General features: G+C 53.1%; 18 protein-coding genes. 9 read left to right on the top strand and 9 right to left on the bottom strand.

Going from position 1 to position 20429, the window contains the following annotated elements; genetic code table 11:
• Positions 1-35 precede the first annotated feature (35 nt).
• The 4 genes from JW984_13480 to JW984_13465 all read left to right on the top strand — a co-directional run bounded on the left by JW984_13480 (position 36) and on the right by JW984_13465 (position 5212).
• On the top strand, positions 36-1259 hold the full coding sequence (locus JW984_13480; GenBank protein MBN1574203.1) for a zinc-binding dehydrogenase: 1224 nt from the start codon (positions 36-38) through the stop codon (positions 1257-1259).
• 324 nt (positions 1260-1583) lie between these two features.
• Entirely contained in the window at positions 1584-2651 is a 1068-nt protein-coding gene (locus JW984_13475; GenBank protein MBN1574202.1) for a chemotaxis protein CheB, read from the top strand.
• A 24-nt stretch (positions 2652-2675) separates the two neighbouring features.
• Complete coding sequence (locus JW984_13470) at positions 2676-3899, top strand: helix-hairpin-helix domain-containing protein (protein MBN1574201.1); 1224 nt, start codon at positions 2676-2678, stop codon at positions 3897-3899.
• Positions 3900-4405: 506 nt separating this feature from the next.
• Positions 4406-5212, top strand: a complete 807-nt coding sequence (locus JW984_13465) for a ParA family protein (protein ID MBN1574200.1) — start codon at positions 4406-4408, stop codon at positions 5210-5212.
• A gap of 458 nt (positions 5213-5670) precedes the next feature.
• On the opposite strand, the gene JW984_13460 is transcribed toward JW984_13465, so the two are convergent.
• Both JW984_13460 and JW984_13455 read right to left on the bottom strand, forming a co-directional pair.
• Complete coding sequence (locus tag JW984_13460) at positions 5671-7536, bottom strand: acyl-CoA dehydrogenase (GenBank protein MBN1574199.1); 1866 nt, start codon at positions 7534-7536, stop codon at positions 5671-5673.
• 123 nt (positions 7537-7659) lie between these two features.
• The gene (locus tag JW984_13455) at positions 7660-8148 is read right to left on the bottom strand and encodes a GNAT family N-acetyltransferase (protein ID MBN1574198.1); all 489 of its coding nucleotides are present in this window, start codon (positions 8146-8148) and stop codon (positions 7660-7662) included.
• A gap of 96 nt (positions 8149-8244) precedes the next feature.
• Here JW984_13455 and JW984_13450 point away from each other — a divergent pair, with 96 nt between their 5' ends.
• Positions 8245-9036 (top strand): MBL fold metallo-hydrolase, encoded by a 792-nt coding sequence (locus JW984_13450; GenBank protein ID MBN1574197.1) that lies wholly within the window; start codon positions 8245-8247, stop codon positions 9034-9036.
• Positions 9037-9103: 67 nt separating this feature from the next.
• Here the strand turns inward: JW984_13450 and ptsP are convergent, their stop codons facing one another.
• Positions 9104-10861 (bottom strand): phosphoenolpyruvate--protein phosphotransferase, encoded by a 1758-nt coding sequence (gene ptsP, locus JW984_13445; protein MBN1574196.1) that lies wholly within the window; start codon positions 10859-10861, stop codon positions 9104-9106.
• 39 nt (positions 10862-10900) lie between these two features.
• Complete coding sequence (locus JW984_13440) at positions 10901-11554, bottom strand: ABC transporter substrate-binding protein (protein ID MBN1574195.1); 654 nt, start codon at positions 11552-11554, stop codon at positions 10901-10903.
• 566 nt (positions 11555-12120) lie between these two features.
• On the opposite strand from JW984_13440, the gene JW984_13435 reads away from it, so the two are divergent.
• From JW984_13435 to JW984_13425, 3 genes are all read left to right on the top strand, one after another.
• On the top strand, positions 12121-12456 hold the full coding sequence (locus JW984_13435; GenBank protein ID MBN1574194.1) for a hypothetical protein: 336 nt from the start codon (positions 12121-12123) through the stop codon (positions 12454-12456).
• A 224-nt stretch (positions 12457-12680) separates the two neighbouring features.
• On the top strand, positions 12681-12944 hold the full coding sequence (locus JW984_13430; protein MBN1574193.1) for a hypothetical protein: 264 nt from the start codon (positions 12681-12683) through the stop codon (positions 12942-12944).
• Between the two features lie 573 nt (positions 12945-13517).
• Entirely contained in the window at positions 13518-13721 is a 204-nt protein-coding gene (locus tag JW984_13425; GenBank protein ID MBN1574192.1) for a hypothetical protein, read from the top strand.
• Positions 13722-13862: 141 nt separating this feature from the next.
• Here the strand turns inward: JW984_13425 and JW984_13420 are convergent, their stop codons facing one another.
• The 3 genes from JW984_13420 to JW984_13410 form a co-directional block, all read right to left on the bottom strand.
• Positions 13863-15299 (bottom strand): M28 family peptidase, encoded by a 1437-nt coding sequence (locus JW984_13420; protein MBN1574191.1) that lies wholly within the window; start codon positions 15297-15299, stop codon positions 13863-13865.
• A gap of 61 nt (positions 15300-15360) precedes the next feature.
• On the bottom strand, positions 15361-15978 hold the full coding sequence (locus JW984_13415; protein MBN1574190.1) for a threonylcarbamoyl-AMP synthase: 618 nt from the start codon (positions 15976-15978) through the stop codon (positions 15361-15363).
• On the bottom strand, positions 15959-16759 hold the full coding sequence (locus JW984_13410; GenBank protein ID MBN1574189.1) for a tRNA 2-thiocytidine(32) synthetase TtcA: 801 nt from the start codon (positions 16757-16759) through the stop codon (positions 15959-15961). The genes JW984_13415 and JW984_13410 overlap by 20 nt, the downstream gene beginning before the upstream one ends.
• Before the next feature lie 299 nt (positions 16760-17058).
• On the opposite strand from JW984_13410, the gene JW984_13405 reads away from it, so the two are divergent.
• A complete protein-coding gene (locus JW984_13405) occupies positions 17059-18201 on the top strand; it encodes a hypothetical protein (protein ID MBN1574188.1) in 1143 nt (380 codons plus the stop codon).
• A 107-nt stretch (positions 18202-18308) separates the two neighbouring features.
• Here the strand turns inward: JW984_13405 and JW984_13400 are convergent, their stop codons facing one another.
• Entirely contained in the window at positions 18309-19469 is a 1161-nt protein-coding gene (locus JW984_13400) for an MFS transporter (protein ID MBN1574187.1), read from the bottom strand.
• A 180-nt stretch (positions 19470-19649) separates the two neighbouring features.
• Positions 19650-20360 carry a hypothetical protein gene (locus JW984_13395; protein MBN1574186.1) on the bottom strand — a complete coding sequence of 237 codons (711 nt, stop codon included), beginning with the start codon at positions 20358-20360 and terminating at the stop codon, positions 19650-19652.
• Between the last annotated feature and the right edge of the window lie 69 nt (positions 20361-20429).

Here is a 20429-nt window from a genome sequence, read left to right as displayed (position 1 = left end):
TTTATCAAGATTATATCTTTTTAACCGGAGGCATTATGAAAGCAATTGTCTATAATTTCAGTATTCTTAGGTTCCTCGGAATGACGCTTGGGGGGATGATAACAAAAAGCGTAATGTGGAGCCCGATCTCGCCGATAAGGCTTGCCGAAGTCGAGGAGCCGACCCTCCCCAACGAGGACTGGGCGGTCGTCAAGACGAAGCTCTCAGGGATATGCGCCTCAGACATGAGCGCCATAAAGATGGCCGACAGCCCCACCCTGAGCCCGTTCGCCTCGTTCCCCTTCATACCGGGACACGAAAACGCCGGCACCCTGGCCGAGGTGGGAAGCGGCGTCAGGGGATTTTCAGCAGGCGACAGGGTGGTCGTAAACCCGGCCCTGTCGTGCGAGGCGAGGGGGATGGATGAGATTTGCCCAAGCTGCGCCCGGGGGGAGCCTTCCGTCTGCGAAAACTCGGCCGAGGGGAAAATCGCCAGGGGGGCGAACACCGGCTACTCAAATGAGACCGGGGGCGGCTGGAGCAAATATTTTCTCGCCCATAAATCCCAGATCTACAGGCTCGACGGCATAAGCGACGAGACAGCTGTGATGATCGACGCCTTCTGCTCGTCCCTCCACCCCGTCATGAATAACTTCCCGGACGACAGCGACACCGTAATCGTGATAGGGGCGGGGCCGCTTGGGCTCTCCGCGGTCGCTGCCATAAGGGGACTCGGCGGAAAGGCCAAGATCGTCGTGATCGAAGAATCGCCCTTCAGCGGCGGGATAGCGAAAGAGGCGGGGGCCGATATAGTCATCTACCCGGGCCGCGAGAAAAGGACGATATACGAGATAATAGCAGAGATGACAGGCGCAAGGGTCTACAAGCCGATTTTAGGCGATCAGATACTGATGGGGGGCGTTGACAAAATATTCGACACGGTCGGCCACGCCGCGACAATGCAGATGTCGCTGAGGCTCATCAGGACAGGGGGATTCTACGGGCTCATCGGCCTTGCCGCAACGGAAAAGGTTGACCTGACCCCCATCTGGTTCAAGGAGATCACCATGACCGGATCCCTCGGATACGGGATGCAGGACTACAAGGGAAAGAGCGTCTATACTTGGGATGTGGCCCTGGACCTGATAAGGGAAAAGAAGATAGACCTCGAAAAATATGTTACGCACAAATTCCCCCTGAAGGACTACAGGGAGGCGATAAAGGTAAACGTGTTCAAGGAGAGGTACGGGGCCGTAAAGACCGCCTTCGTCTTCGATTAGCCTGTTTACAGGAATCGGCCTCACATTTCTATAGCCCCGTTTTTTTACGATAACCTCGACCGGAGGACGGCGGATATTTAAGAAAGTCGGGTGCGGGTCAAGACTGTACAATTGACCCTTTTTTGGATTTATTATTTGTATAATATTGTGATTTGTACTTTAACTTTTTCCACCACCTCACCTCCCCAAAATACACCGGAACAGCAGTACAAAAAAAAGACTTGAATTTTTTGCTTTTTAAGTTTATAAAAAGAATTAAGTAAAAAAAACAGCATTAGAATCATTATAAAGCGGTATTTTACATAAAGGGACTTAATGAATCATATGAAAACTTGGGTTGCGATAATAATTTCGGACGAGAAGCTAAGGGGAGCCGTCGAGACCCTCCTCAGGGTTAACGACTCGGCCCAGGTCATAGGGATCTTTTCCGATGTGGAGGAGGCGACAACGGAGCTCGAGAAGCGGGGGAATGTTGTGGTCGTCCTCGGATTCTCCGGCGATCACAAGGCCACTATGAGACAGCTCAAGCTCGTTCAGCTCCACGGTCCTTACAAGGTCCTTGGGGTCGGGAACACCTCTGATACTGCCTCGAGCATGTTTGACGCATTTCGCCTCGGACTACTCGACTTCATCTCCCTTTCGGCCGATGAAATAAGAAATCCCTCAGACAACCTCCTAAAGGAGTTCATAAAATCGATCGACACCATTTCCAAAGCCGACATCACGAGGCTGAAAAGGGTAAAGCTCACCCTGTACGAAAAGCCGGGCTGGGAAAGCTGTAAAGACAAGCCGACCTATTTTCTGGTATTGGGGGTGCCCAGGGTCGGTATCTCCTCGGCCCTGAAGCTGGCCTCGACGCTCCCGAGGAGAAACGATACGGCCCTCTTTCTGTCACTACCCCTTCCCAAGGAGATTATTGAGAAATTCATATCGAAATTTGACAGGTACACCCAATGGTCGATCAAGGGCGCCGTAGCGGGGGAGAATATTGTCGGGGGGGTCTGTTACACGACGTCTTTGGGGGATTCTTTCGGGATTAAGGGCACCGTCGACGGCGGCGGCAAGCTGGTCTCGCTGCCTTACAAAACCGGGACCATCGATACGATGATGAAGAGCACGGCCGAGGCCTTCGGGGATCTGGTCATGGGAATCCTCGTGGAGGGAATCGGCAACGACGGAATTCAGGGCCTCAAGGCGATAAAGGATCGGGGGGGCACCACAATAGCCATCAGCGAGGGCGGGGGAGTGCTTCCGATAGTCGGGGAAAACGCGGTAAGGGAAGGCGCCGTGGATCTTATGGCGGACATAGATAATCTGCCGAGGATTCTCGAATACCTCATGGGAGACGTCTATGACATGGTCAATCTAAACGGCCTTATTAATGTCTCTTGAAAACGTGTATAAGGATCTATTCTTATGTCTCTTATAGATGAGCTGGAAACTATAACCGGCAAAATGTCCCCCAGGTTCATGGCCGACGTAAAGACAAAGCTTGAAGGCGCAATAGAAGATCCATCGCCAAAAAACGTAATGGGGCTCAGAACCGAGGTCAACGAGTTTATCTGGGCCGTCAGGATGACCGGCATCGAGGAAATCGAGGATTCCCTTATAGACTTAACCGACATCCTCGACAGTCCCGGAGAGATAGGCGAAAACCTGGTCAAATTCAAGGGTAGATTTAAAGAGCTCGAGAAAGTCATACCGCCTGAGGTGGCCGAGCCGGAGGTGACAGAAGTCGTCTATGAAAAACGAGATAAGCCCGTCGATGAATCGAAGATTGAAAAATTATTGATGATCCCCGGAATCGGCAGAGAAAAGGCCACGGCACTCATCGAGAATGGATTTGAAAATATAGAGGATATCGCCAACGCTCCCCTGGCAAAGATTATCACGGTCAGGGGGATATCCCTCTCCCTTGCAAAGGATATAAAGGATTTTCTCGATCCGAACCGCCTGGTCGGGATCGAGATACTGCCGAGGATCCTGAAGACGCCTCGACTCTCGGAGGAGATATCTTTCTCAGCCATACCGGCCGCCGACGAAGAAGCGCCGGAAGATTACTTCGAGGAGGATATATACGAAGACGACCCGGAGCTGTTGGAGTACTACATTTCTCGATTGAAGGAGTTTACAGCGAATATCTCCAAGATCCTCGATTCCATCTCCACATCCTCGCCCCAAAAAGAGGCCGTCCTCGATCTCGAAGAAGCGTCTCTGTCCCTCATGAGCGCAACCCGTTACATGGGCCTCGACCTTATCGAATCGGAGCTCTCAAACATCGCCGAGGTATCAAAGGAGATCGCCTCGGGAGAGGTGGAGCTTTCCGATAAATCGATTTACGCGATAAAACAGGCCCAAAGCGGCCTGGAATACGGCCTCAAAAAACTGATGGGTTTTTTGGAGTCCGTAAAAAAGCCGGAAACAGCCGAAGGGGAAATCCTGGCGGAAGAATCCCAAGCCACAAAAAAACACCTTGACGATATCCAGAGGCTCTACGCCGACATGGGCGGAATCCTAAAAAAGGTCTCGGACAAGGGCAAAATAGACGATGAGGATTTGAGGAAGTTCAAGGAAGACTCCGACCTGCTGAACAAGATGGCCGGCTCCCTTGCAAAACCTCAAGAAAATGATGAGGGGTGATCCTCGTTGGAGTGTTTGAGGTCTGAGAGCATGCAAATATGAGAGGGGCCGGTCGGAATAGAGGTCCGTAATTAAGATTAAGCCGATTGGCTGATGCTTGGGTCGATGTTCAGGGCATTGAGATATGAGAATCCGATAGAGATATTGATTGAGGGGTTGATCGATATCGGCGATCGACCCGGCGGTTTATCATGGTAACAAAGGCTGAAAGAGAACCCGCGCAAGAATCGAAGCGCTCTCGTAATAAAGGGATTTTTCGTATCGACCGAAAATCTCAAATTGTCGTTGAAGGCATTTGAAAAACGAGTGGGAATCAGAGATAATGGAAAAAAACAGTTTTTTCGTCTTTACGTTCCCGCGATGAGAATAGTTTTTTGAGGCTGTTTAACCATTGCAGAAAGAGTGTCCCGATACTTAGGTCAAGCCGTCAAGGGGTGCGAAGCTCTTTTATTTGAGTTCATTACAGCCGCAATTATAGATTTCTCTTAAGGAGTGTAATTCACCGTATGGCCAGAGTTTTAGCCGTAGTAAGCCAGAAGGGGGGCGTGGGCAAGACCACGACCGCCGTCAACCTCGCCGCGAGCGTAGCGGCCCTTGAAGTAAGGACGCTGCTTGTCGGCATCGATCCCCAGTGCGGTGTCTCGTCCTCCTTCGAACATGACAAGAAGGGAAACAAGTACGGCCTGTACGATCTCCTCTACCACGATGTCTCGATCGTAGAGGCCATCTTTCACACGGAGATAAAGTTCCTTGACGTAATCGGGTCAAATGTCAAATCATCCAGCGAGGAGGACATTCTCAACCAGATTATGAAGAAGGACAAGTTCAAGCTCAAGCAGATGTTCGCAGAGGTCGACAAGTTTTATGACTATATAATCCTCGACTGTCCTCCCTCCCTCGGGTCGATCTCCATAGCCACGATGATTGCGGCGGACTCGATCCTCATCCCGGTTCAGGGAGAGTACTTCTCCAAGGAGAGCCTTGGAAGGCTCCTTCAAACCGCCCGGGAGGTGGCAAGGACCTACAACCCGTCCCTCACGATAGAGGGCGTTCTTCTGACCATGGTCGACTTCAGGACGAATCTCGGCAAGAAGGTGGCCGAGGATATAAAAAAGGCGATGGGGGAAAAGGTCTTCTCGACGATCATCCCGAGGACAGTAAGGCTCGCCGAGGCCCCGATGATGAAAAAGCCGGTCATCCTCTCCGATATAAACTCGAAGGGCGCCATGGCATACCTCGCCCTTGCCCAGGAGATACTTACAAAACACGAGGAGGAGAAAAGAGGCAAAAAGGACGACGTTCTCAACCGATAGGGATTAGACTGAATCAATCGATAGGAGGAAGTCTGCTTGTTGATAAACCTTTCTTTTTAATAAAGGTCTCTTTCGATTTTACCGCACATGGAGAGGCCGAACTTCATCGGTCAAGGCTCTCCAGCCAAATTTAAAAACCCGATATCCAACAATAAAAGGGGGGACGACAGCCCTCCCCCCTGAGATTTCACATGTCAAGATAATTGCCGCGACCCCCCCGACCGTGCCGACAAACCGATTGATCTCCCCCCCTAAACCAGTTCCACTAAAAACCGTTTTCCCCGCACGCTTGAATCACAAGGGGGGCCGATATTAATACTAATACGTAACATGGGCCCCCCCTTTCAGTTTTCACACGTCAAAATAATTATCTATGATCCCCCTAACCCTTACCCTTAAATCATAAGTCATAAAACAATCCCGACCCATTCTAAAAAGCCGACCGACCCTCCCCGACACTAAAAGGCGAACGACTCCTCCGCGATCTCCATGATCGAGAGGTCTTCCGTCTTGATCGCCTTGGCGATGGAGTCTATCCCCGGAAGGACGTTGTTGACGTAATATTTGGCGGCGGCCACCTTTCCGGAGTAGTAAGCGGCGTCGGCGTTGTCCTTTATGAACTCGGCCCACTTCCCCCAGTCGGAGGGATCGGCCCCCTTCTCTTTCGCCATCGCGTCGAGCTTCTCCGAGGCGATGGAGGCCTGCCAGACGAGCATCCAGGCGGAAAGAACCGTGGCCATGAGGTTCAGAAACGGGTAGGCGTTACCGACCGGCACGAGGAACTTGCCCTCTTTGCCGCATTTCGCAAAGAAGCCGGCCATTTCGCCCAGGGTATCGACCCCCTCCTTCAGCTTGGCTACGAGGTCTTTTATCTTCTCATTTTTCTCCTGTCTGGATATAAAGCCGTATATCTCGCCCATTAGGCTCATGAAGTTCTGCCCCTTCTTCTGGCCCAGCTTCCTCCCCACGAGGTCGAGGGACTGGATGCCGTTCGTCCCCTCGTAGATGGCGGCGATCTTCACGTCCCTCAGTATCTGCTCCACCGGGTAATCGGAGGTGTAGCCGTATCCCCCGTGAACCATGATCCCCTGGTCTGCCACCTTGAAGCCGGTGTCTGACCCGTACGCCTTGAGGATCGGCGTCAAGACCTCGAGAATCCCGTGCCACTTCTCCCTCTCCTCTTCACTCTCCGCCACTACCGCCATATCGGAGCACCAGGAGGTGTAGTAGACCAGCGACCTCAACGCCTCTGTGTGGGACTTCATCCAGAGGAGCATCCTTCTCACGTCCGGGTGGTTGATGATGGGGACCCTCGGGGCGTCCGGGTTCCTGAAATTTGCGAGGTCGGACCCCTGGAGCCTCTCCTTTGCGTACTTGACCGAGTAGAGATAGGCCCTGGAGGCGGCGGTAAGCCCCTGTATTCCGACACCTATCCTCGCCTCGTTCATGAGGACGAACATGATCTTCATCCCCTGGCCCTCTTCGCCCAGGATCTCTGCGTAGCACTTGCCGTTGTCGCCGAAGTTCACAACGCAGGTGGCCGAGGCCTTGATCCCCATCTTCTTCTCGATGTTTGAGACGTTCCAGTCGTTCCTCTCGCCCAGGCTGCCGTCGTCTTTCACGAGGTACTTGGGAACGAGGAAGATTGATATACCCTTGGTTCCGGCGGGCGCACCCTCGACCCTGGCGAGAACCGGGTGTACGATGTTCGGAACCAGGTCCTGATCGGCTCCGGTTATGAACATCTTCGTCCCGGTGATCGAGTAGGTGCCGTCAGGGTTCTTCTTGGCGGAGGTCTTAAGCGACCCCACGTCCGTTCCGGCCCCAGGCTCCGTAAGGACCATCGATCCACCCCACTCGCCGGAGAACATCTTGTACAAATACTTGTTTTTCTGCTCCTCGGTGCCGAAATTATGAATCAGGTGGGCGGCCCCCTCGGTCAACCCCACGTAGGCCAAGAATGAAAAGTTGACGTTAAAATATTCCCTGGCCGCCGTCCCCAAAATCTGGGGCATTCCCTGTCCGCCGACCTCGGGACTGTGAACCATGCTCAGCCAGCCCCCCTCGCAGAATGTCTTGTAAGGCTCGTGGAAGCACTTCGGGACGGATACCACGCCGTCCTTGAGGCTGCACCCCTCTTTCTCCCCCTCCTCGACCGTGGGCTCCAAGATATCCACGGTAAACTTGCGGGCCTCTTCGATTACCATATCGAAGACATCCTTTGAAAAATCCGAGTATCTCTGATACCCCGTGAGCTTCTCTATGTCCAACTGTTCGTACAAGACAAACTTTTGGTCCCGCTCATCAACAACGTAATTGCTCATCGCTTCCTCCTCAAACAGCTTAAGTTATTTTACAATATAAAGTGCTTTTTTGACTTACCGTTCACTATTCATATAGGATTTTAAAGGCTTTGTCAATAGACGGTCGACATGTTAGGCAAAAATTTATAGACGAATCTCCATATAATGGACGTTCATCTCCATATCCCATAAGACCGTCTCCTTTTGACCGACCTCGATGAACCCGGCACACCTGTATAACTCCATCGCCTCATGCAACTGGCCGACCGTGATGAGCTTCACGCTCTCGTATCCCGCCTCCCTGGAAAATTCAAGGGCCGCCTCTAGCAAAATCCTCCCGATCCCCCGCCCGCGGTAACCCCTCTTTACCGCAAGCCATCGGATAAAGGCGGAGTCCTCTTCCCCCACCTTAAGAAACATCACCCCGCAAAGCCCTTCCCTTGACTCACAGACAAGAAACAGCTCGCTTACCGGGATCATCGTCATCAGCATCTTCCTCAACGTCCTTACCGCCTCTCTCAAAAAGGCCGTTGTCCACCCATACTCATCGATGAATACCTCCCGCATGATCCCGATGACCGCCCTCGCGTCCCCGGTCTTGTAGGGCCTTATTGTAACGGACTGTGCCTTCAAAAAAATAAACTCCTGACGATTTTCCAAAACAACCCTGATCTGCAAAACTAATTTTTTACTTTACTGCGCCGACGCAATATTATATCATATCAAGTTATGCCGGTAGCACATATCATATTGACCTCGATGCCCGTAAAGGCCTTTGGCAAGACCTCCCGCCTTCCCTGCGTAAGCACGCTGGTCGACGACGGGGAGAACCTTATGCTGTTCGACACGGGCCTCTACGGCCGGGACGATCTCCTGTCCGCCCTAAAAAAGCTCGGCTTTTCGGCTGATGACGTAACCCACGTCTTCAACACCCACTTCCACGGAGATCACTCCGGCGGAAACGAGCTTTTTCAAAAGGCGCCCAAGATCGCGAGCCTAAAAGATTTTCGCTTTTCCCTGAAATGGCTCATCGACTTCACCGAGGCCGAGGACAAATTCGACTATATGAAGGGTTACTTCCCATACCTCGACGACTCTATCATTATCGACAGGCGCGACGCGCTTATGGAGCACAGCGGGAGGGTTCTTGAAAAGTGGCGCTCCATAGAGGGGGGATTAAGCGCAAAGGGGGACGGATACCTCTGGATAGAGGAGGGAACCGATATTCCGAGGTGCGTTACCCCCATAGAGACCCCCGGCCACACAAAACACCACACCTCCTATATCGTAAAAGGAGATGTAACCAACCTCATCATAGCAGGGGACGCCGTCAGCCGAAGGATGATAGCATCCGACTCCGACATATTCGACGAGCCTCATATAGACCTCGCCGCCCACAGGGAGAGCGTCAGGAAAATCCTCTCCATCCCGGGGATAGTAGTCCCCGGCCACGACCGCCCCTTCGGGAATTTCCCAGGGGATTCCCCGGAAGTCAAAATCGGAAAGAGGATGGAGTTTTAATCAAACCGGCAAGACAATTCCGATTTAGAAATCCGCACCCAAAACAATATAAGGCTATTTCGCCCTCCTATATACCGTTCACATGGAGCTCGTTTCTCAGAAAATTCTCGACCTCCAGCGGTGTGGCCATCCCAAGGACCCTCCTTGCCACGGCCTCCGCCCTCTTTGCGTCCGTCGAGAGGAGGGCGCTCTTGGCCCTCAATATGCTCCTCGGCTCCATCGAGAGGACCCTTATGCCGAGACCCACGAGGAGGGACGCCAGAAGGGGATTTGACGCCATCTCCCCGCAGACGTTTACTTCCTTTCCACAGGCCTTTCCCGCCTTAGCAACCATCGCTATCAGCTTCAGCACCGAGGGCTCGTAGGGCGTATACAGCCCGGATACCGCCCTGTTTCCGCGATCCACGGCGAGCGTGTACTGAATCAGGTCGTTTGTCCCTATGCTGGCAAATTCGAAGTGTCTAAGGAACTCCCCCGCCATCAGCGCCGCCGAGGGAACCTCTATCATGATTCCGAGCGCCGGCTCGTGCTTCGGCTTTATTCCCTTGGCTATCACATCCTTTTTCGCAGCCTCGTAGATCTTGAGTATCTCTTCTATCTCGACTATCGATGTAACCATCGGAAACATTATCTTGACCCTGCCGTGGGCAGACGCCCGAAGGATGGCCCTCAACTGCGTCAAAAAGATGTCGGCGTATTTCATTGAAAATCGGATAGACCTCAAGCCGAGAAAGGGATTGTCCTCCCTGTCTATCAGGTCATGGGCGAAAAACTTGTCCCCCCCCAGGTCGAGCGTCCTTATGGTTACCGGCAGATCGTCCATCATCGATATGACTTCCCTGTAAAGCTCGTACTGCTCGTCCTCCGAGACGAAGTGCTCCCCCATCAGAAACGGCAGCTCCGTCCTGAAAAGGCCTATACCCTGGGCACCGTACTTCTTAGCTAGGGACGCGTCCTCGCTCCTCCCGATGTTGGCCATAATCGAGACATGGACCCCGTCCGTCGTCACCGAAGGGAGATCGATCAGCCTCTCCATCTCCTGCCTGGCCGAAATTTCACGGTCCCTCTTCTCAAGATACCTCTTCCGGGTCTTCTGCTTCGGATTGAGGTAAACGCTCCCGGAAGAGCCGTCGATGATGAGACCATCCCCCATCCCGACCTTCCTTGTGAACCTATTTATCCCCATCACAGCGGGTATCCCCTGGGATCTCGCCAGAATGGCGGCGTGACTGTTTCTCCCCCCCGTCTCGGTGACGATCCCCAAGACCTGCCTCTGGGAAAAAAGGGTAATGTCCGAGGGCAGAAGCTCCGGCGCCACAAGGATCACATCGTCAAAGAAGAGAAGACACTGGGGATTCTTCTTCATCAGGCGCCCGATGATGTGCCGCTTGAGGTCCCTGATGTCCATCTTGTGCTTCTCTCTCATCTCCGAGTGAGAGCCGGACAGCCCCTCTTCCATCCTCTCGAAAGACTTGAGCCTGTCCAAAACCACCGCCTCGGCGTTTATCCCCTTTTCCATTATCCCTTCCGGAATCGCCTTCTGAAAAAGCGTGCCTTTAAGCATCTCCAGCTGGGCAATATAGATCGCCGCCTCCGGCCGCCCGATCATCTTCGACACGATACGGGCGTCCCCGGCAAGATGCTCCTTGACGCTTGATAGGGCGTCGAAGTAACGCTTGACCTCATCCTCCCTGCCATCGGGCGGAATCTGTATTACGGCCGTCTCTTCAACCTCGTTCAGGTAAAGCTCCGCCCTACCGATCGCCACTCCGGGAGAAACGCCCAAGCCCTGAAACTCGACCTCTTTTGACCTTTTTCGGCTCATCGACAACTCTGAAATTTAGTAAAAATGAGATTGATAAAATCACTCGTACGTCGGCACCAGTGAATACTCGATAAAATCCTCGGGGTCCGGCTTCCACGAGAGCTCGCCCTTGTCTCTCCAGTAATCGATAATCTCGTCCAATGTATCCTCGAAGTCCCCCGGATGGTCCTCCGTGCCGAAATAGCGCAGGTTCATATTCCTGTCGTAAAAGGATACCGCGGAAAATGTGTTGTCGAAATCGGAGGCGACCCTGTAGTTCTCCCCAAGATATTTCTTGATAATCCCCTTCGCCGCGCCGGGATTTCTCTCCATCCAGTCTACGGCCCTGTAAACGCCCCTCACCACCTTCTCGAAGTCGCCGTGCCTCCTCTCGATCGTCTCCCTCTGGGAGAAGAGGACGTCCACCACGAGACCGGGGGTCTCGCTGCTTGTGGCTATGACGTTTCCCTTAAACTCCCTCACGGCCGAGGACAAAAACGGCTCCCTGCCGACCATTGCGTCAACGTCCCCCCTTCTAAGGGCGGAAAGGGCCTCCAATCCCTCGAAGTTTACAAAACTTATCTCCTCCTTGAGATCCTCCAGGTCCCTTCTCTCCAAGAGCATATCGAACCAGAACTCGCTGGGGGTGTAAAGGGCCATCGAGACCTTCCTCCCCGCAAGGTCGCGTATATCGTAAATCCCCCTCATGGCCACGAGTCCGTCGCCCCCCCCTCGACTCGTCGATCACCAAAAACGCCCTGAACTCGACCTCCTTCCTGCTGTTTCTGACCATAGCCCCGGCCGGACACGCGACTATCTGGGCGTACCTCCCCATCAGCTGGGCTATCCGCTTGTCCTGCTCCTTGATTATCTTTATCTCCACATCGAGGTCATCAAAAAACCTCTTCTCCTTAGCGACGTAAAGCGGCCCGTACCCTATCCAGGGCGAAATTGCAATCACCATCGGATGGCGTTCCTGCGGCTCAGCGGCGGGAACGGCGATTAAGATCAATAAAACAAAGACCGTTAAAATTTTTATATACCTCATCTCATCCCCCCATAAACAGATCTGATAAAGACATATTCTACATTATAGCACTCTTTTTTTCATCACCTTTTTTATCAACATGCCGAACGGAAAGATGATCACGCTAAATATCCCGAAGGTCATGCCGACACAATGCAACTCCCAACACCTTGACAAAAACGCACATCTTTGCTATATTAAAAGCGTAAAATATCAAACAAAGAAATATTGTAAATCCGAAAAGGGGATATAGATGACAAAAGACTACGTACACCCAAACCTCGAAGAAGAGGTCACCGCCATTGCGGGGTCTTACACGCCGGAGAAGGAGCTGAAAATCGCCCTCAACGACAGAGAAGTCCTTGCCATAATCGGCTTCGGAGTCGTGGATACCTCCTGCTGCGGGATGGGAGGCGGACGCTTCGCCGTGGTGCCGGGATATATAGTAAAATATAAATATGCGGTGAACGATAAGGGACAGCAGGTCTCCAGCGTCGAGCCGATAGAGGACGACTGGGAAGTAAAGAGGGAGATCATCCGCCAGATCGAAGAGCGGGAGTCCTACTGCAATGTTAGGTTCCTGAATTGATAGAAAAACTTTACCAAGATAAAGGAGTAATTACGGTCGACAATATTGGCAGGCAAACTTCCAAAACAGTCCAGACACAATAAAATATTCGAAAAGCGGATCCGGAATCGTCCTCTCCGATAAAAAGAGGAAAAAATAAAAACTCTGTGCTCCTCTCGAAAAAGTCTATTTTTTCTTGTCTCTCATCTGTCACTTATGCTATAATTCCCAAATAGGAATTTAATATGAAAGCTGACATTATAAAAAGCGGAACAAAAATAGGTGAGATCTCGTTTTCCGAAGGCTCCCTGTCGATCTCCTGTGACGACTCATCGTTGAGGGACAGGATATACCTCCATATAACCTCACCGGAGGCCACAGAGGAAAACCAGGTCAAGAAACTTGAAGCGATGAAGGGAACGGAGCACGGCACCCTGGAATACTTCAAGGCGACCCTGGAATTTATAGACGAGATGGAATCGGACTTCGATATCAAGTATTCTGATTAGTCCCAATAAAGAAAGGGCAGAATAGGTTTATACAAAATGCCGAGAGGATTTAAAAGGGGGGCAGGGATTTTTAGGTAACGGGTCAGTAGGATTCAAGAAGGGGTAGAGGAAGTTAATTGTGTCGAGGGTCGGGCAACTTGAGTCGGGTGGGGAGTGGGAAAGTTGAATTAGGGGGGGAAGGCAAGTTGGGGTGGGGAGAGTTGAGTCGGGGAGACAGGGAAATTGAGACAGGAGTGGGAAAGTTGAGTTAGGGGAGGTGGGAAAGTCGAGCTGAGGGGGGGGGTGGGGGCGGAAAAGGCATGTTGGGATAGGGACGATTTTTTTGACCGATTATGGAAAAAGCAAATCTCAAAATCTGGGTTTAGAGTGAGGCGGCCGAAAGCCGCTTTTTTTTGAGCATAAATCCGATTTAAAACGAATGAAGTACTTTCTGCGCCGAAAAAGGACTGATGAGAGACGGGGTAATCTCATATTCAATCCCCAATCGGTGCTTTGTAAACGGATGCACGGTAAATAGCGATTTTTACTGTTGACAATCTGCTTTAAGAAAAACCACTTGAGAGAGAAGAAAAAATGGATATGTGTGAGAAGTTCGAGGATTGCGGATTCTTGAAGAAATACCGGGATTCCTATAAAAAAACCTGCGCTTCGTTGATCGACGAGTACTGTAATAACAAGAAAAAATCGGAAACCTGTGTGAGGAAGAAGATCTTCAACGAGACCGGCTCGCCGCCTGAAGACGACTTGATGCCGAACGGGGATCTCGTGGATCTATAGAGTTCTCCGACCCATCATTTCCCCACACAAAATGACGATTGGGCAGCATTGAAAGGAGTCGATGGGGCAACCTTATAAAAAAGCCTGACCGCCGAAAAGCATGGGGATTTGGGATATGTGTTCGCCCTTGTGACGAGCGGCTCACCCCTTTTTATCCTTCACCCGACTGCCGTATGTGATGTACCCGCCGGTCGGGGGGGCCGGTTTTCTGATCGTGTCGGGATCGGCCTCGAGAAGGGCCTCGACCATGTCCGAAAACGCCCTTGCCGTCGGGATAAGCTCGTCGACGGCGAGCTTGTCCCAGGTGTCCTCGATCCCGTTCCAGTAGAGCGGGGGTGAGATGAAGCTGACGACCGGAATCCCCGACCTGTTGTACGCCGTTGCGTCCGTGGGGACGCCGAAGGGAGTATCGGCAGGTATCATCGCCGTCCTCCTGAGGTTGTTTTTCACCACCGCCCCCTTCACGATCTCCACAAGGGGGCCGGCGTCAGTTACGAACAGCGCCCTCGGCATGATGTCGCCGGTCGGAACGAGCACGCCGTTATCACCCTCGGCAAACTCCAGGGCGAGGTGCTCGGCGTGGAGGTCGCACACGAGGTTTCTTATCAAATCTTCCCTGTGCCTCGATATGTAGCCCCTGGAGCCGATCACGAAGAGGCACTCCGCCGCCTCCAGCAGAAAGACCAGGGTCTTCTTCGGCCTCTTGTCCCTGTATCTATCCGCATACGCCTTGGCCAACGCCAACACCACGCTGACGCCGGAGGCGTCTTCGGTGGCGCCCAGCCACATCGAGTCGTGGTGGGATGTGACCTGGATTACCCGCTCCGACTCCCCCGGAATAATCCCGACTATGTTTCGGGTGACGCTCCTTCTCATCTCGCCTGTGAGAACGATTGTGGCCGAAATATCATCCTTTAAAACCAGCTCCCTAAGAAGCTCCCCGTCAGATTTTTTTAACCCCACCCCCGGAATCGAGCCAACAGTTCCGGTAAAGGCGTCCCCTCCCTCAAAGCAGAGGTAAGGGGTGATGTCAAGGGGATACACCCCGATAAAACCCGCCGCCCCCGCATCCACAGCGGCCTCATAGACCCTCTGCTCCTCCTCGGCAATCCACGACATCACCTGGTCTTTCCCTGCCATGCTGCCTTCCGGGTCGTGGACGTAGTAGCCTATCTCGTACATGACGTCGTAAGGAAGGCGGCCGTGGGCGTAAGTCACGAGGGCGATCTTGCCTTTGAGATCAATCCTATCGAAGTCCTCCTTCGCCCCAAACCCCACATCGATTATCGGGGCCGTGATCCCCGAAGGAGCCGTAAAGGCGGTGTAGACGATAGGCTCGCAGGGAAAGCTCTTTGAACCCGCCGCCGCGCCGTGAACGATAATGTGAGCCTTCTCGTGAAACCAGCCGAAAAAGGGGACGTCCTCGATCGCAACTTTGGGAAGCCCGAATCCCTTGAAAAGGCCGTAGATATACTCCTCCGCCCTCATTCCCTCATGGGTCCCCGGCCTCTTAAAGCCGAGGCTGTAGTGATCCCGCGCCCAACCGAACATCTCATCGAGGTCAAAGTCAAAAGCCATGTCAAATCCCCAAATATCTCAGTACGAGACGACTCCCGGTCTTTGAGCCAAGAAGCTCCCCTTATAGAGTTTCAATTTCGCTCAAGAAAGCCGTATCACCGGCGCCCACCCTCAAGACCTTCGGCGGATGGGACACAAACGATATTACCGTGGAGGGCACGCCGGCTATATCCCCCGAATCGAGGAAGAGGTCCACCTCGTCGTTGAACATCTCGACGATCTCCCTCGATTTCGTCAGCGGCGGCTCCCCCGTCCTGTTTACGCTGGTCGTGATTATCGGTGCCTTGAACTCCATAGCGATCTTGAGGGCCACCGGGTGGTCCGGGATTCTGACCCCTATCCCCACCCCCGACCCTATGACTCCATCCGGGAGCTTCTCCTTCGAGGGAAAGACAAACGTATACGGCCCCGGGAGCATCTTGAGGACCGGCCTTAATCCGCCCCTGACCTTGACCAGCTTTACAAGCTCGCTCACGTCCCCGAGCATCACCGAAAAGACGAGGCCAGCGGACCGACCCTTTATCTCCATAAGCCTCGATATCGCCCTTTTGTTTCTCGCGTCCGCGCCGAGCCCGTAGAGGGTATCGGTGGGATAGATCAACACCTCCCCCCGCCTCAGCGCCTCGACGGCGAGGGAGACGGCCCGGTCCGTATCGGTTTTAACATCTACTGTCTTCATTTACGTCTATCCCGTCTCCCAAGGATTTAAACCCGTAAAGGGTTTCGTCCATGAGATGATCCGCATCGACATTGCCCAGCGCCCTGAACATTATCTTCTTTATCTTCGGGTACTTCCTCTCGAGGTTTGAGATCAGCTCCTTCATCTCCGAGCGCTTGCCCACAGCCTTCGCCTTGTGAGGGCAAATATCGACAATCGGAAAATCCATCAGCCTCGCGTAGCGGGAGATCAGCCGTTCCTCTACGAACACCATCGGGCGGATAACCGCGTAACCGTAATCTTTGGCGACGTACCTGGGGGCCATCGCCCGAAGAAGCCCGTTGAAAAAGAGGTTCATCAGGAGCGTTTCGAGAAGGTCTTCCCGGTGGTGACCTAAGGCTATCGTCGTAAAGCCGCCCCCATTCGCTCTACCATAAAGCGCCCCGCGCCTCATCCTTGCGCAAAAGGGGCACGGATTCTGGTCGGGGCTCAATTTCATCTTTGTGAGTTTGTAGATCCCCGTCCTCAATATCTCGTAGTCGAATTTGTGATAGTCGAGATACTCCTCGATAGGCGCCGTGTCCGTCCCCGGGAATCCTACGTCGACGTGAACCGCCTTGATGGAGAACTTTACCGGCGCCTTCTCCATAAGCCGCCTGAGCGTAAACAAGAGGGCCCAGCTGTCCTTCCCCCCCGAGAAAGCCACCATAATAACGTCATTGGGCCTTATCATCCCGTATTTGATAATCGCCTTGCCCACATGGGAATCGAGGGCCTTCTCGGTCTTCTGTAAAATCGTCAATTTCCCTTAACCCAAAGAATCGGCCTAACATGTTATCTCTATTGGGCCGAGTTGTCAAAAAATATTTTGCCAATAAGTCGTCAACGAAACGGAGGGGCGTTTTTTGAGCGATATAATATCTATTCAAAACCCTCATATAAAACGTTGACTAAAAGACGCTTCCAATGGTAGCATATATATAAGTCGAGGGGGGAATTTATAAAGATCCATCCGCCTCCCAAAAACCCGATACTGAGCGGTCTCCCCTCGGAAGCAGTCGGTATATTTACATAAAGATCGACTACGAAGAGGACACGCCCATGCAACAGAGCGGCTTTTTGCAACGGCTGTGGTCAAAGAGAAGGGGTGCGGCATCGAGCGAAGCGGGAGAGGCGACCCGCTTCACGCCGTATCGACCCAGATACCATATCGGCTTATGTGCCGCCCTCCTTCTTACCTCAATATTCGCCGTATCCTGCACTCCCCCGAAAGAAAAGGTCTTAAATCCCTTTTCGGCCGTCCCGATGAGGAAATACCAATCCATCGAGTATTCAAACCTGATTAGGGCGAAAACGCTCCTCGGTCTTAACGAGGTCCGTCACTCATCACCCATGAGAGACAAGATCGCTTTTTTTTCCGAGGTGGACAGCTTCATTTTTTCCATGGGGGAGATGTCCTTCCTCCTCTCGGAAAACGCCTCCCTGGGCTTTGACCCAAGCGGCTTCGCGACAAAGATTGTGGCAAGGACGGATGCCCACTCGGTGATGGTCGTTACTGGGGACTTTGACCGAAAGGCGATAACGAAACGCCTGATCGAATACCATTATCGCGCGGAGGATTACCGGGGCCACACCCTCTACTCGCTCCCCCTGACCAATGCCCTCATGATGGGCGGGCTTCCCCTCACCTTTTCAAACCTCACCTTCGTAAACAGGAACACCATAGCCCACGCGCCGACGATCGACCTCCTGAAGGACTACATAGACGGCTTCGACAACGGAATACTCTCCGGCGACAAGGAGATCTCGACGATAGTCGAGGAGGCGGGAGACGTGACATCCCTCTACATCTCTTCGGCGGTGACGGCAACGGAACTCTACGGGGAAAACTCCCTGATGAGCAGAAGCCCGGATGAATGGGGGCTTCCCGATTATCACCTCTCGCCCTATACCTATTTCGCCTTCGGCATCCGCCCTGCCGAGACGGGAAAGGAGCAGGACATAATCCTGGTCATCTACTATCCGGACGAAGAATCGGCCGAGAGGGACGAGGACCTCCTCAAGGACGGGTTGAGGAGGGGGAGGGGCCTCTCCGGGCTTACGCCCTTTTCCGAGCTCTTTTCGGTGAGGCATATCTCCGCAAAGGGAAATATCCTCAAAGCCCACCTCAAGACAAAGGAGGGCTTCGACATAAAGCTCCTTATAAGACTGAGGGACCTCCCGTTTCTCGTCTGTCGGAAATGATCAGACCTGTTTGTCGAGGAACCCGCGGCTGCTCTTCATCGGCCGGAGGTCTTGACTCTGTTGTCGACACCGGCCTTGAAAAAGACCTTTCGGATGAAGCCTTAATCTTAAGATCTGTTCAGAACGCTCACTATCGGCTGGAGCGAGAGGAGGACGAGCACCGTCCCCGATGTGTAAAAGAGGTACTCGTATCCGAAGGTGTCCATCGCAAGGGAGAGGATATATGGGCCGAATATCGCGCCCATAGAAAACCCTATAGACATATAGGCCGCCGCCTGGGAATATTCGTCCTTTTTAACGTCGTCTCCCGCGATGGCCATCCCGACCGGATGGATGGAGCTGATAGCCCCGCCGATTAGAAAGGAGAGCACCAAAAAGATTTTCATCGCCGAGAACAGGGGGATCGTAAAGAAGCCGATTCCGATCAGTATGTATATCGTGGCCAGGTAACGCCTTTTCCCGAACTTGTCCGCGATGAAACATAGTGGATACTGGAGGGGTATAGCCCCAAGCTGAAAGGCGGTGACTATGTATCCCATGCTCTTCGGCGGGAATTTTATCTCCTTAAGATACAGCGGTATCAGGGCGGAGACCCCCTCCAGGATAAATCCGAAGGCGACGGCGGCCCCCAGGGGAATGGCAATCTTCGCGGGCGAGAGGACGCCTTTCGGGCTTTGCTTCAGGGTCTCGGTCGGCCTGAAGAGCAAAAGAAATATTATGATCGACACAAGGCATATCGCTCCGCCCGTCAGGAAGGGTAGTCCCGGGCTTTTCTCAAATAGCGTAAAGCCTATGGCCGGACCGAAGGCCCCCCCCGTCGCCATGGCCATGCCGTAGATGCCCATATTTCGCGCCCGCCTCTCCGGGCTGCTCATGGAAATTACAAAGGTCTCTGTGGCGACGAAGATGAACCCGAAGCTGAAGCCGTTCGCGATCCTGAACACGAAGAACGAGGGGATGTCAGTGGAGAACGCGAAGAGGGTGAGCGTGAGTCCGGCAAATATCAGGCCCCAGGCTATAAGGCGCTTGCCGCCCACCTTTGTTATGACCACAGGCGTCAGCGACGCCGTTATGAGCGCCGCAAGGTTTGCAAAGAGCGTATTCAGCCCGATAAGGGTGACGGACGCCCCCACCCTGTCCATGGCAAGGGAGAGAACCGGAAGCGTAAGGCCCAGGGTCAGCCCCAATACGGAGATGGCAACGAAGAGGGGGATCAGCTTTACTATCCTGTGATCCTCGGCATTATTTTCATATTCGTTCTGTGTCATCTTTCAGTCGATTTTCATCCTCCTCTTCATTATCGGCGCCGCCGATGGCGGCCTTAAAGATAAGGCCGCCGCTCGATATTCCCTTGTCGTATCTAAAAAGAGGGGGGCCAATACTGACCCCCCGAAAGTGAAATCAATGAGCCGTTTTTTCTATTTTTGAAAAACCTCCCCCAATTCCTATCAGTAGGATACGTTAAAGCTTACCGAGGAGACCTCGGTACCGTTGGAGTCGCTGTCATGCATCCTCATATCGTAGGAGCCGGGATTGCCGGGCGCCGTGAAATAGAGGGTCCCGGAGGTCATCCCCTTGAGGTACTGGTAAGCCACGTCGTGCTGGTCGTTTGTCGCCTCGCTCCCGTGGGGGATATTGGACGGGATGATCCCTATCCAGGCGTTACTCGGATAGGTCGCCGGGGCGGTGAACGTAACCCTGATCTGCTCGCCGGGGCGGTAAGAGCGTTTGTCTATGCTCAGAGAAACGCCCCCCCCGGACGATGAAACCACATAGAAAGGCATCGATCCCACCTCCGAACCGTTGTTGTCACTGTCGTGCATCCGAAAGTCGTAGGTGCCGGCTATTCTGGGGGCGGTGAAGTAGAGGGTCCCGGAGGTCATCCCCTGAAGGTACTTATACTCGATGTCGTTCTGGTCGTTTGTCGCCTCGCTCCCGTGGGGGATGTTGGACGGAATTATACCTATCCATGCGCTTGTGGGAAAGGACGCCGGCGCCTTGAAGTGCAGCACTATCCTCTCGCCGGGGCTGAAGGTGGTCTTCTCCAGCCACATCGAGATATCCTTGATTTGTGCCATTGAAGGCAGAAGAAAAAGCGCGCTTATGGCCAGGGCCGCAACCGCGGCGGCAACACTCTTTTTTAATCTTGTCTTTTTCATTAATATCCTCCGTAGATATTAAGTTAATTTAAACCTCGGCCCCGAAGATAGAGGAAGCCGACGTCTCAA

It is taken from the genome of Candidatus Zymogenus saltonus (assembly GCA_016929395.1).
Classification (GTDB): Bacteria; Desulfobacterota; Zymogenia; order Zymogenales; family Zymogenaceae; genus Zymogenus; species Zymogenus saltonus.
Note: the sequence above shows the minus strand (reverse complement) of the source record. Positions and strands in the feature narration are given on the sequence as shown.